We start from the raw sequence: 13,581 nt of genomic DNA, 5'->3' as shown, positions 1-13,581 counted from the left end.
GCAATAATCCTATTAATAAATGCTGTATTAGTGAGTCGATATTATGCTAATTTTTTACCGAACACTTCACTTTTTTTCCTGCTTTTAGAAAAGTTAAATTTGTGAGATATATCTAATTTTTGGTTGGCATCAGTTGACCAAAAATGGTATGATGCCAATAGTGAAGCATTACATCAGGGTGCTTTGCCTCAAAATTTAATGCCAAAAACTAAAGAGTCAAAAGCTCTAGAAAATTAAACTTTTGAAAAGATGGGAAACCAATTTTAGTAATAATGACCGATACTGTTGAACTAGAAGGAAAAACATTTGTAGCCGCTGCGGAGTCGCCTGTAACCGAGTGGCCTTGCGCGATCGCCGATCGACCTCAACCAACACTCACCCTCAAAGACGACGATTTATTTCTGATTATCGACACCCTGGGCAACATTTCAGGGTGTTTAGAAGACGACAGCGTGGCCAGCCTCGGATTGTTTTGCCACGACACGCGCTTTCTGAGCCGCCTAGAATTGCAAATTGAAGGGCGATCGCCAATTTTGCTCAGCAGCAACGCTGAAAAAGGCTACCTGCAAACAGTTTTGTGCTCCAACCCCCGGATTGACGATCGCATCCGCGCCGAAACCATAGGCATCAAGCGAGAAATGGTGCTCAGCGGCGGTTTGTTTGAAGAAATAGAAATCACCAACTTCAACACCAAACCAGTCAGCTTTGAAATCAGTCTCAGCTTCAACTCAGATTTCTTAGACTTATTTGAAGTGCGGGGTTACGGGCGCTCCCAGCGCGGCCAAATCCTGCGCCTGGTGCCCCAAAAAACCAACGGAACATCCCCCGGTGAAGCAGACAAACCAGCCGCGCCAGTGGCCGGCGCTAACGGCAATAGAGAGACTGAAAATCCGGCAACCGAAAACCCAAATCCGCCAATTCCAGCATCAGGAAAAAACCCGATCGAGCGAAAGTCGATCGACCAATATCCCGCCTGCAACCTCCAGGACAATTTAACCCTTGCGTATCAAGGTTTAGACGGGTTGGTGATGGAATCTCGCATCGACTTTTACAACCAACCGCCAGCACTGTTTCAGGGAAACACAGCACTGTGGCGCATCTCCCTAGAATCCCACCAAGCAATCAAATTGGGATATCGGCTCAAAATGCTGACCGACGGCAAACCCATTTCCACAGTCAGCACTCCGGTAAATTTAACTCAAGCCAAAGCAGCAGAACTTTTAGAAGAGCGAGAATGGCTGAGCAAAATTACCAGAATAAACTCGGACAAAAACACCTTTAACCGACTCCTGAAAAGTGCCGAACAAGACATTTATTCTCTGCGGCAAACCTTTGGAGAAGGCAAAGCAATTTCCGCCGGAGTTCCCTGGTTTTCAACATTATTCGGCCGCGACTCCATCATCGCCGCTTCTCAAATATTAATTCTCGATCCAACTTTAGCCAGAGAAACCCTGACAACTTTAGCTCACTATCAAGGCAAAACAGACGACGATTGGCGGGACGAAGAACCAGGAAAAATATTGCACGAAATCCGCCTGGGAGAAATGGCTCGGTGTCACGAAATCCCCCACACTCCCTATTACGGAACAGTCGATGCAACGCCGCTGTGGTTGATGCTTTACGCTGAATATTACGCCTGGACTTACGACAGCGAAACCTTAGATAGTTTGTGGCCGAATGCCTTGGCAGCGATGGAATGGATCGATCGCAAATGTGCAGAAACAGGCTACCTCAGCTATTACCAAAAATCCCAGCGAGGCTTAGCAAATCAAGGCTGGAAAGACTCCGGAGATTGCATCGTCAACCGCTACGGCGTTATCGCAGAAGGAGCGATCGCCCTTTGTGAAGTCCAAGCCTATGTTTACGCTGCTAAACTCCGTCTGGCAGAAATTGCCCGCATCAAAAAACGTATCGATTTGGTCGATCGCTGGAAAGCAGAAGCAGAAAACCTAAAAACCCGATTCAACCGCGATTTTTGGATCGAAGATTTAGATTATTGCGCCCTAGCATTAGACGGCCAAGGCAAACCCGCAGACAGCATTTCATCAAATCCCGGACACTGTTTGCACCTCGGCATTTTGTCGCCAGAAAAAGCTCAAAGCGTAGCAGAAAGATTGCAAGCTCCAGATATGTTTAGCGGTTGGGGAATTCGCACCCTATCGTCAAAATCTCCCGCCTACAATCCCATCGGCTACCACACAGGCTCTGTCTGGCCGCACGACAATGCTTTGACAGCCTTGGGACTGCGATCGATCGGTCGCGTCGAACAAGCTCTAGAAGTAGCTGAAGGCTTATTTGACATGACATTGCTGCAACCCTACGAGCGTCCCCCAGAACTTTTCTGCGGCTACGAGCGCAACAACCCGAGCGATCTCCCCGTGCAGTATCCTGTAGCTTGCTCGCCCCAAGCTTGGGCAACCGGCAGTATGTTTCAACTGCTGCAAATGATGTTAAATTTAGTTCCAGATGCCCCCAACAACCAACTGCGAATCATCGATCCGGCACTGCCAGAATCGATTGACAAACTGTCGCTGCACAACTTAAGAATAGGCTCAACTGTGCTCGATTTAGAATTTGAGGGATCGGGTTCATCAACCGCTTGTCGGGTGATTAAAAAACGCGGTAATTTGCGAGTAATTATCGAAGCTTAAATTTTGTGAGAATTGGGCATAGGTAATTGCCAGCCAATTCCCAATTCGCTTTATTCAGGGGGCGAAAGTCACGGATAGACGAATAGGTGTTTTTGATCTGGCATCTTCTTGCATCTTCCATGTTCCATCTTGCATCTTCCATCTTCCCTAGGGCAATGCGATCGGCTATATTGTATTTGGAAGTGGATTAATTTCTTCTCTGGCGCGGTGCGCTCAAACAGCCGATCGCGCCAGCTTCTAAATCAAGATTGTCCGCCATCAACAACAGCAAGGAAGCGTGGAATCATGTCAAAAATTTTAGTAGTGGACGATGTTCCGAGCGAACTCGAAATCATCTGCCGCATTCTTGAAGATGCCGGAATGCAGGCGATTCGGGCTGGCGACGGCGAAGCAGCGATCGCCCTGATCCGAGAAGTACCCCCGGATCTTGTCGTTTTAGACGTAGTGATGCCGCGAATGAACGGATTTGAAGTAATCAGAGAATTGCGGGGCGATCGCGCCACTGCACACTTGCCAGTAGTATTTTGTACTCATAAAAACACTCAGATCGATAAAGCTTGGGGAACCGATTTAGGTGCCGACGCTTACGTCAGCAAACCCTTTGAACCTCAGCAACTCGTCAACATCGTGCAGCGGCTGCTTTGGCCCTAAACAAAAGATAAAACGTTCAGTAGCTTTCACAAAAAACATCATACCTAGAAACCGTTCGTAAAAACCTACCAAAATCTGGACACAAGTAGAAACTTCTACCACAGAGTAACGAACCTGCAGGTTAAGGCTTTCTTAAGCCTACGTTGGGAGGGTCATGACACCAGAAAATAAAAGCCAGTTTTCTGCCCTGTCGAACTAGGTTAAAAAGTAGTGGCGAAAGGTTGATAAGCCCGTGCCTAGTTCCTAACAAGCCCTCTCAACATTACCGAGGCAAACATTACTTAATTGGATGACAGAAGATGTCAAACTACGTTTTTATCATTGACGCTCAAAAGACACCGATGAATCCGATTCATCCAGCACAAGCAAGAAAATTATTAGAGCAGGGCAAGGCGGCTGTTTTTCGCAGATATCCCTTTACTCTAATTCTGAAACGAGCTATCGAGCGTCCAATTGTTCATCCTCTTACTCTCAAAATCGATCCGGGTTCAAAAGTTACGGGATTTGCTCTTGTAACTGACAGGGATGAGGTTATTTGGGGGATGGAATTGAAGCATCGCGGGCAGCAAATTAAACTAGCTATTGACTCTCGTAGGTCTTTACGGAGAGGTCGGAGAAACCGCAATACACGCTACCGCCAGCCGCGTTTTCTGAACCGTTCGCGCCCTCAAGGATGGTTAGCACCAAGCTTGAAGCATCGGGTTTTAACCACAGAAACTTGGGTCAAGCGCCTGCGTAAATTTGCTCCGCTAGGTGAGATCGGACAGGAGCTAGTTAAGTTTGACACGCAAGCACTAGACAATCCAGAGATTAGCGGGTGCGAATACCAGCAAGGCACTTTGTTTGGCTGCGAGCTCCGCGAGTATTTATTAGAAAAGTGGCAAAGAAACTGTGCTTATTGCGGGATTGAAAATGTGCCTTTACAGATAGAGCATATTCACCCCTTAGCCAAAGGAGGTAGCAACCGCATCTCTAATCTGTGCTTAGCTTGTGAGAAATGCAACATCAAGAAAGGGACAAAATCAATCGAGCAGTTCCTCTCACAAAAGCCCGATCTACTTAAGCGGATATTAGCTCAAGCCAAGCGACCTTGTTTGGATGCAGCAGCCGTTAATGCTACCCGATGGGCATTGTTTAATCGACTCAAAGAAACAGGCTTGCCAGTTTATACAGGTACAGGAGGACAAACCAAATACAACAGGACTCGGTTGGGATTACAAAAAACTCACTGGTTAGACGCTGCCTGTGTTGGTATCACAAAAACGCTGCAAGTCTTAACAGAGCGCATTCTCAATGTCACTGCCACTGGTTTTGGTCCAAGGCAGCGCTGCCAAACAGATAAATATGGCTATCCAATCAAGCATCGTCCATTGCGTCCAATTTTGGGCTTTTGTACTGGTGATATTGTTCGAGCCGATGTACCGAAAGGTAAGTATCAAGGAACATTTACAGCTAGAGTCTGCCCTATGTCGGATGGAAGAGGTGAGTTCATTATCAACAAAAAACGGTTTTCGGTAAGGCTCGATTACTGTAAAGCCATCCATCGCAAAGATGGTTACAGTTATGTCTGATATCTGAACAAAAACGGTAGTAATGTCCAGGTATGGGTAGAGATTATCGAGCAGTTCTTAACCCCGTTTTATGCAAGAAACTGGGTTTCAAAATTTCCTAAAAAATTTACTTTTAATGATAGCGACTGGCCCGGCTCCCAAACCCGGGATTTATTTCACCCAAGCCTTTGATGCCCAAAAACTGCTCCCCAAAAACTCACTTCTGGCGATCGGCTTTGCTGGCAAAGCAAAATCCTAATTTGTAAGCTACACTAAAAGGTAAAAAAACCTGCAATGAAAACAACTGCTCCTCCGGCGGGGAATCAGACAAGTGGAACAAAACAATTTCTCCTCTTCGGTCAAGGAGGCAGTGTGTTCGGCATAGAATTAGAGGCAGTGCGAGAAGTGCTTTCCCTCAACGAACAACCAATTTCCCCGGTTCCCAACACCTTGCCATTTTTGCTGGGATTAACCAACTTGCGCGGCGAAATCTTAGCAGCAGCAGACTTCGGACGGTTTGCCGGTATCGAACCGGTTGACATCCACCACCCCAGCAGCCGCATCTTAGTGGTAGAAGCGCCAGATCCGCGAGACGTGAGATTGTCGAGAATGCGAATGGGATTGGGCGTTTCCCGCGTTGAAGGAGTTTTTCCTCTCAATCCCGATCGAATAGTCTCCGCCATCGATGTCAGCCCCGAACTCGTTCCTTTTCTCAAAGGTTTGTACAATTGCGAAGGACGCTTGCTAATGATAGTCGATGTTGAAGCGATCGCCCATTCTGAACGCTGGTAAGTCATCAGTCATTAGTCATTAGTCATCGGTCATTAGGAACAAGGAAGAATCCGGTGTAAGTCTAAAATCTAAAATCGCTCGCATTTGATTTGCCAATTCTTAATTTGATCATGAAACTTTTAATTAACTCGATCGCCACAACTTTCACCCTGACATTGCCCGACTTCTCTCCATCGCTGCTAGCTGGGCTTGCCAATTGTATTATTTGTGTCTGTTACTTTGCTATTGGCTCATTAATTAGCTTGGGTTTGTGGAGAAACCGCCAAGCCGGATTCGACATCTTCGCGACAACCACAGCAGGCATTTTTTTGAGCTGCGCTTTGGGTCACACCGGTCACGCCACCCAATACCTGGGACTCCCGCACTCTCCGATGATGCAAACCATCTCCGATTGGATAACTGTAATTCCGGCGATCGGCTTTTTAAGCCTGTCCAACCGCTACAGCTTTTTAGTAGGTTCTACCCAAATTCTGCAATCTAAACAAGAAACAGAACAAGCTCTTAGCGAAACTACCCAAAGATTTCAGGCAATCTTCGATCGAGCTTTTCAATTCATCATATTATTGCAGCCAGACGGCACTTTAATTGAAGCAAATCAGACAGCGCTAAAATTGGGCAATTTCCAAGCATCTCAAGTGCTGGGACTGAAATTTTGGTACGCGCCTTGGTGGCCGTCATCCCCAATCAACGAACAGCGCCTCAAAGCCAACATTCAACAAGCCTCCGCAGGCAACTTTGTCCGGGAAGAATACGAAATCACCGGAGCCAACAACCAAATCAGAGTAATTGACCTCTCGTTTAAACCGTTGTTAAATGAAGCAGGAGAAGTATTTCAAATCCTCGCTGAAGGTCGCGACATCACCCAGCGCAAACAAACAGAAGCGCAATTGCAGCAGCTCACCGCAGATTTAGAGCAGCGAGTCAAAGAAAGAACCGAGCAAATGTCGCAAGCCAACGCCCAATTGCAAGAAGAAATTCGCGATCGCACCGCTGTTCAAGAGCAATTAAAAGCCTCTGAACAATTTTTAAACAACATCCTCAACACCATCCCTGACCCGATTTACGTCAAAGACGAACAGCACCGCTGGTTAACATTAAATGATGCCTTTTGTCAATACATCGGTCGCAGCCGATCGGAACTAATTGGCAAAGCTTACCGCGACTTCTTGCCGAAAGAACAAGCAGACATATATGAAGAAAAAAACAAATTAGTTTTTTTGGCAAACGCCAGCAGCGAAACCCAAGAAACCATTACTGAACCAGACGGAAATACCCGTTTTATGTCTGTCAAAAAATCTATGTTTGTAGATGCCTGCGGCAGCAAAGTCCTCGTTTGCGCCATTAGAGAAATCACCAACCGGGTGCGGATGGAAGAACAAATGCGGCAGACACTGGCAAAAGTAGAAAATTCCCAACGTTTGCTGCGAGCAGTAATTGACGCCACCCCAGACTGCATTTTCGTCAAAAACCAAGACAGTCGCTACGCCCTAGTCAATGCAGGTTTCGCCGCCGCCTTTGGCAAAACTCAAGCACAAATTATCGGCAAAGACGATTTAGAACTCGGCATAGAGGCCGATCGAATCTTCGGCAACACCCACGCCCAAACAGCCTCCCACAACCAAATCCAAAACTTCCGCCCCGACAGCCAAAACGCCTACAACCCCAACGACTTCCCCACCTTAGCCGACGGTAAAATACACGTCTTCGACACCCAGAAATTCCCCCTCAAAGACGCAGAAGGCAACATCACAGGCGTTCTCGGTTTCGCCCGCGACATCACGCAAAGCCGCGAATCCCAACAGCAGCTACTGCGGCTCAAAGCGATCCTAGAAGCCACAACAGACTGGGTAGGGATGACAGACTCCCAGCAGCGCAGCATTTATCTCAACCGCGCGGCCAGGGAAATGTTAAAAGTTGGCGAGGAGGCAAATTTAGCCGAAGTCAGCATTTCCGACCTGACATCGCCCAAAAGTGTCGATACTATTATAAACGTCGGCATCCCCGCAGCTTGTCGGGATGGAGTTTGGACCGGGGAGACAATTTGGCAGACTTTAGAAGGCGAAGAAATACCGGTTTCTCAAGTAATTATTGCTCACAAATCCGAGAGCGGAGAAGTTGAATTTATGTCAACGATCGCCCGCAACATCACCAACCGCAAGCGCACCGAAGAAGCCTTGCAGCAAAACTTGCAAATGCTCGACCTCGCCAGCGATGCTTTAATTATTCGAGAACTCGACGGCACGATCGATTACTGGAACCAAGGCGCTGAGAAAATCTACGGCCACAAAAAGCAAGAAGCTTTAGGACAAGTTACTCACAGCCTGTTTCACACGATATTTGCCCAACCTTTAGCATCAATTTCAGCCCAGCTAGAACAGCAGGATTATTGGGAAGGAGAACTGATTCAGACCACCAATTACCAAACCCAAATCACTGTGTTCAGCCGCTGGACTTTGCAGCGCGACGAACAGGGAAAACCCAAAGCAATTTTAGAAATTAACAACGACATTACAGAGCGCAAGCTTGCCGAAATCGAAAACCAAAAATTGATTGCGATTGTCGAAAGCAGCTCAGATTTTATCGGCATGGCAACAATGGACGGAGAGCTAACATACATTAACGCTGCTGGAATTAAGCTAGCGGGATTGCAAAAAATTGAAGAAGTCAAAAGCAAAAGTATGTATGACTTCCTCACACCCGAAAAAACTAAGATTCTCAAAGAAGAGATATTGCCCGCCACTGTACGAGACGGTTTTTGGCAGGGCGAATTCCAGTTTAGAAACTTTAAAACAGGCGAAAACATTCCCGTTGACTTCAACCTATTTACCGTCAAAAACCCAGAAACAGGCGAGCCGGTGGGCGTAGCCACAGTTAGCCGCGACATCAGCGATCGCAAACGGGCAGAAGAAATGCTGCGCGATCGCGAAAGACTGTTCCGAGCCATTTTTGACCAATCGTTCCAATTAGTGGGGCTGCTAGAACCAGACGGCACCGTTTTGGAAGCCAACCAAACAGCCCAGACAGTCGCCGGACTCGGGCGCGAAGACTTCGTAGGTACTCAGTTTGCCGACAATCTGTGGTGGCAAATTTCCCCAGAAGCCAAGCAAAAAGTCGAAGCTGCGATCGTCGCCGCCGCCGCCGGCGAATTTGTCCGCTACGAAGCCGACGTGCTGGTTGCTGGAGGTGCTGTGATGACTGTGGACTTCTCGCTCAAGCCGATCGTAGACGACAGCGGCAAAGTCGTGCTGCTGATTCCCGAAGCTCGCGACATCAGCGATCGCAAAGCCCTAGAACGAGAACTCACATTGCGTCAAGCCCGCTTTGACGCCTTTTTCGCCGCAGCACCGGCGGGAATGTTCATCACAGACGACCAACTGCGCTTCGTGCAGTTCAACGAAAAGCTTGCCGAACTTGGAGGTCAGCCGGCTTCAGCATACATCGGCAACACCTTATGGGAAGTTGAACCGGAAATGGCACCGACCCTCGGCCCGCTGTACCAACAGGTTTTGAGTACCAACGAACCGATTTTAAATCTCGAACTCTCCCACGCTACCACCGCGCAGCCAGATGTGGTGCGGGATTGGCTGTCATCTTACTTTCCGCTACCGGGAGAGGACGGCAAACCCATTGGTATCGGTGCTTTCGTTCTGGAAGTGACCGATCGCAAAGCCCTAGAACGAGAATTAGTTTTGCGCCAATCCCGCTTTGACGCATTTTTCGCATCTGCCCCAGCAGCCATGTTTATTTTTGACGACCAATTGCGGTTCGTGCAAGTCAACGAGAAATTAGCGGAAACCACCGGCGCGTCAGTTGGCGAACACCTCGGCAAAACTCTCAGGGAAGTTATACCCGAAATGGTCGATACTCTACAGCCGATTTTGCAGGGCGTTCTGGCAAACAACCAACCATTGTTAAATATTGAGGTTGCAGGTACAACCGTCAACCAACCGGGCGTAATCCGAGATTGGCTGGCTTCTTACTTTCCTTTAGCCGGAGACAACGGCAAACCGATGGGTGTCGGCGGTGTGGCGATCGAAATTACCGATCGCAAAAAAGCCGAAGCAGAGCGCGATCGATTTTTCACCCTGTCCCTTGACTTGCTTTGCATAGCCGATTTTGAAGGCAAATTCAAGCGCCTCAATCCCGCTTGGGTAAAAACTCTCGGCTACACCGTAGAAGAACTGCAAGACCAATCTTTTCTCGATTTCGTCCATCCCGAAGACTGCGAAAAAACCGCAGCAGAAGCCGGCAAAATAGCCAGCGGCGCCGAAACAATGGCTTTTGAAAATCGGTATCGGTGCAAAGACGGTTCCTACAAATGGCTGTCGTGGAAAACGCGACCTCTAGCCGAAGAAAAGATTATGTATGCAGTCGCCCGCGACATTACCGAAAGCAAACAGGCGATCGCGCAACTCCAAGAAACAACCGCCCAATTAGCCAGTTCCGAAGACGAATTTAGACAACAAAGCAATCTCTTGCAACTGCTAATAGACAGCATTAGCGACGGCGTAGTTGCTGCCGACGAAAAAGGTAATTTTGTGTTGTTCAACCCCGCCGCTGAAAATATCTTCGGCTTGGGTTCCACAGATACTCTCCCCAACGAGTGGTCGGGAAAATACGGCTTATTTTTGCCAGATAGCGTCACTCCCTATCCCGCAGATGACATACCTTTAGCCCGCACAATTCGAGGAGAATCAGTAGACGAAGTAGAGGTTTTCACCCGCCACGCAGCCCAGCCGGAGGGTTTGTGGGTAAAAATTAGCGGCAGGCCGCTCAAAGACGAAACGGGAGCAATCAAAGGCGGCGTAGTCATTTGCCGCAACGTCACCGAAGAAAGAGCATCGCAGCAACAGATGCAGCAGTTGGCCCAGACACAGGAACGCTTGCTGCAAGAACTCAAAACGCGGCAAAATGCTCTAGACGAAGCTGCGATCGTCAGCGAAACAGACCTCAAAGGCACGATCGTCTACGTCAACGAAAAATTTACTCAAATCTCCGGTTACAGCATAGAAGAACTCCTCAATCACAACCACCGGATTATCAATTCAGACTACCATCCCAAATCATTTTTTCAAGAAATGTGGCTGACAATTTCTCGCGGCTTGGTGTGGAAAGGCGAAATCAAAAACCGCGGCAAAGATGGCTCGTTTTACTGGGTTGATTCGACGATCGCCCCAATTTTTGACACCAGCGGCACAATTGTCAAATATATCGCCATCCGCTTTGACATCACCGAACGCAAAGAGGCAGAAGAACGGCTAGAAAAATTAGCCGCAGAACGCAAAGCAGAAGCCGATTCTCTGACTCAACAAGTCCTCAAAATGCTGGGAGAAATTAAAGGTGCGGCTCAAGGCGATTTGACTGTCAGGGCGGAAGTTACGAACGATGTTTTAGGTGCTGTGGCCGACTCTTTCAACTTCTTAATCGGTTCTCTGCGGAAGGTGGTAACGGGAATTCAAACTTTAGCCGAACAGGTAACATCTGCCACCGGCGAGTCAATTAACAATACCAGCCAACTCACCCAACAGGCGGAAGTTCAAGCAACAAAAATATCTGCCATCATGCGCGAAATCGAGCGGATTGTGAATTCGATCCGCGACGTGCGAGATGTTTCGGTGCGCGCCGAAACAGTCGCCCAGCAGTCTTCTCACACCGCAGAAGCAGGTGGCGTTGCGGTCGATCGCGCTGTCGAAGGCATTAACGAGCTACGATTGACGATCGCCTCTACTTCCAAAATGATGAAACGTTTGGGCGAATCTTCGCAGCAAATCGGCAAAATTGTCACTTCGATTTCTCAACTTGCCTCCCAAACCAACTTGTTAGCTCTCAATGCTACTATCGAAGCGGCGCGCGCGGGCGAACAAGGTTTGGGTTTTGCGGTTGTCGCCGAAGAAGTGCGAAAACTCGCAGAAAGATCGGCCGGCGCGACTGAAGAAATATCAGAAATTGTCGGTACAATTCAAGAAGAAATCAGCCGCGTCATGAAGGCAATGGAATCGGGGACACTGGAGGTAGTGGAAGGCACTAAGCTAGCCAGCGAAGCTAAAACTCACCTCAATGCTATCATCGAAGTTAGTCGAGAAATGAACGCTCTGGTGCAGAATATTACTCGCGCATCTGCTAAGCAAACTGTTTCGGCTGAGGAAATTTCTAAGAGTATGCAGCAAGTCAACGAAATTGCTAATACGACTGCCCAAAAAGGTTCAGATGTAAAAGTATCCTTGGACGATTTATCTGGTTCAGTTGACAAATTGCAAAAGTCGGTGGCAAATTTCCGTTCGTAATTTTAGAACCGCGACTTATTGAAGAAGTCCGGGTTCTGGGTATTGTGGCAGTGTGCGATGATGAATGGTAAGATGGATGAGTATTAGGATCGTGAATTAAATAATTTAGACAAGTTTGTGGGACAGGCTCTCCCGCCCATCCCACAAAAACAATAAAGATTGCAAGTTATTTAATTCTCATTCCCTAGAAATATTTTTAGGGTGCGGCTATCGTGTTTGAGATTGAGTTTACAGACCAAGCGATTGAGGATTTGCAGTGGTTTAAGAAACACGAACAGAATCTAATTGTTGACGGTATTGAAGCCAACCTTTGTTATGAACCCACTACCGAGACGCGCAACCGGAAACCCCTGCGCCCAAATAATACAGCAGAATGGGAATTGAGAGTGGGGGTATATCGCGTTTTGTACAAGGTTGACAAGCAAGTTAAAATTGTCAGTATAGAGCGCATAGCTGCAAAGCCGGGAAATAAATACATATTTCAAGGAGAAGAGGAAGAACTATGATGAACTGGGATTATCGAGTATTTTTTGAGGATGGCGGGTACACAATTCGCACGGTGTATTATGATGATCAAGGTGCGGTCGCAGCCTGCTCTGAAAAAGAAACCGCACCTTTTGGAGAATCAGTGGAAGAACTTCAAGAAGAATTAAACCAACTCCTTGCTGCTCTAAAAAAGCCACTTATTTCTGCTGGCGATGTGCCGCCTCCAAGCGATCGCCCGAAGGCAAAAAGAGGAAAATCATTGCAATCCGTCCGGCAACAACTTGGCTTACAATCGGAAATAACGAAAGAAAGTTCGTTGAGTTCAAGCGATTAGCCAATAACCGAGGTTATCGGTAAGAGTTCAAAACTACTGGCTGCTTGTCTTAATCTATATATGAATGATGACGATTTAAACGAATTAATAGATGCTTTTACCGGAGAAACCAGCGAGTTTCTCCAGTCAATGGAGACTCACCTGCTGGCGATGGAAGGTAGCGGGTTACAACAACGAGAAGCGGCAGTGAAAGAAATGTTTCGGGCGGCTCACTCGATTAAAGGTGCGGGTTCGATGTTGGGCTTTCAAAACGTGTCTACCGCAGCTCACACGCTGGAGGACTGTTTTGTCATTTTGCGCGATCGCACGGACTTGTCGGCGCTGGAACCGAGCACTGTAACAGTTTTGCTGCAAGGGGTGGATACTCTCAAAAAAATTGCGGCCGAGTCGATTCAGCACTCGGATGTTACAATTCCAGATCAAACGGCAAACTTGGAGGATCTCGCCCAAATTTACGCCGAGTTCGAGGCCGAGTACGGCAAGCCAGAACCGCCCCCAGTTCCCACAGCCAGTCGATCGGCAGCCCCGGAAACCCTGAAACTGATTTTTGAACACGAATTGCCGCCTGTTTTCAATCGCTTGGAAACTGAGCTTTCCCAAGCTTCTGAGGCAGATTTGCCAAAAAGCGTCACCGCCCTCAACCAGGTTTATTACCAACTCTCCGGCTTGGCTGGAATGCTACAATTGCCGGATTTTGGGAAAGTCGCCGAACCCCTCAGAGACTTGATCGACTCCCCAGATTTGACTTTAGAACGTTTGCAGTCCGAGGGTTGGACGATCGCCCAAAACTTGCAAACCGCACGAGAGCAGCTACTCGCAGGAAGGGCGATCGA

9 protein-coding genes are annotated in these 13,581 nt (G+C 47.9%); all 9 read left to right on the top strand.

What is annotated here, in order from left to right:
* The first annotated feature begins 272 nt into the window (after positions 1-272).
* Positions 273-2,651, top strand: a complete 2,379-nt coding sequence (locus tag IQ270_RS22110) for an amylo-alpha-1,6-glucosidase (RefSeq protein WP_193975355.1) — start codon at positions 273-275, stop codon at positions 2,649-2,651.
* 285 nt (positions 2,652-2,936) lie between these two features.
* Positions 2,937-3,302: a response regulator transcription factor gene (locus tag IQ270_RS22105; protein ID WP_193975354.1), complete on the top strand. Its 366-nt coding sequence runs from the start codon at positions 2,937-2,939 to the stop codon at positions 3,300-3,302.
* A 299-nt stretch (positions 3,303-3,601) separates the two neighbouring features.
* Complete coding sequence (iscB, locus tag IQ270_RS22100) at positions 3,602-4,873, top strand: RNA-guided endonuclease IscB (RefSeq protein ID WP_193975353.1); 1,272 nt, start codon at positions 3,602-3,604, stop codon at positions 4,871-4,873.
* A 115-nt stretch (positions 4,874-4,988) separates the two neighbouring features.
* Positions 4,989-5,111 carry a hypothetical protein gene (locus IQ270_RS31985; protein ID WP_255532470.1) on the top strand — a complete coding sequence of 41 codons (123 nt, stop codon included), beginning with the start codon at positions 4,989-4,991 and terminating at the stop codon, positions 5,109-5,111.
* 35 nt (positions 5,112-5,146) lie between these two features.
* Positions 5,147-5,644 (top strand): chemotaxis protein CheW, encoded by a 498-nt coding sequence (locus IQ270_RS22095; RefSeq protein ID WP_193975352.1) that lies wholly within the window; start codon positions 5,147-5,149, stop codon positions 5,642-5,644.
* Between the two features lie 110 nt (positions 5,645-5,754).
* A complete protein-coding gene (locus IQ270_RS22090) occupies positions 5,755-11,928 on the top strand; it encodes a PAS domain S-box protein (protein WP_193975351.1) in 6,174 nt (2,057 codons plus the stop codon).
* A gap of 212 nt (positions 11,929-12,140) precedes the next feature.
* Positions 12,141-12,434: a type II toxin-antitoxin system RelE/ParE family toxin gene (locus IQ270_RS22085; RefSeq protein ID WP_193975350.1), complete on the top strand. Its 294-nt coding sequence runs from the start codon at positions 12,141-12,143 to the stop codon at positions 12,432-12,434.
* Positions 12,431-12,748: a hypothetical protein gene (locus IQ270_RS22080; RefSeq protein ID WP_193975349.1), complete on the top strand. Its 318-nt coding sequence runs from the start codon at positions 12,431-12,433 to the stop codon at positions 12,746-12,748. The genes IQ270_RS22085 and IQ270_RS22080 overlap by 4 nt, the downstream gene beginning before the upstream one ends.
* Before the next feature lie 60 nt (positions 12,749-12,808).
* The coding region (locus IQ270_RS22075; protein WP_193975348.1) for an Hpt domain-containing protein at positions 12,809-13,581 on the top strand (773 nt) is incomplete at its 3' end.

It is taken from the genome of Microcoleus sp. LEGE 07076, from assembly GCF_015207455.1.
Classification (GTDB): domain Bacteria; phylum Cyanobacteriota; class Cyanobacteriia; order Cyanobacteriales; family Microcoleaceae; genus Microcoleus.
The sequence above is the reverse complement of the archived record's forward strand: the minus strand, read 5'-3'. Positions and strand labels throughout refer to the sequence as shown.

What these genes read in the sequence shown, in the direction of transcription:
- IQ270_RS22095 (WP_193975352.1), top strand. Translation starts at nt 5,147, where the DNA reads ATGAAAACAACTGCTCCTCCGGCGGGGAATCAGACAAGTGGAACAAAA.
- iscB (WP_193975353.1), top strand. Translation starts at nt 3,602, where the DNA reads ATGTCAAACTACGTTTTTATCATTGACGCTCAAAAGACACCGATGAAT.
- IQ270_RS22110 (WP_193975355.1), top strand. Translation starts at nt 273, where the DNA reads ATGACCGATACTGTTGAACTAGAAGGAAAAACATTTGTAGCCGCTGCG.
- IQ270_RS22090 (WP_193975351.1), top strand. Translation starts at nt 5,755, where the DNA reads ATGAAACTTTTAATTAACTCGATCGCCACAACTTTCACCCTGACATTG.
- IQ270_RS22080 (WP_193975349.1), top strand. Translation starts at nt 12,431, where the DNA reads ATGATGAACTGGGATTATCGAGTATTTTTTGAGGATGGCGGGTACACA.
- IQ270_RS31985 (WP_255532470.1), top strand. Translation starts at nt 4,989, where the DNA reads ATGATAGCGACTGGCCCGGCTCCCAAACCCGGGATTTATTTCACCCAA.
- IQ270_RS22105 (WP_193975354.1), top strand. Translation starts at nt 2,937, where the DNA reads ATGTCAAAAATTTTAGTAGTGGACGATGTTCCGAGCGAACTCGAAATC.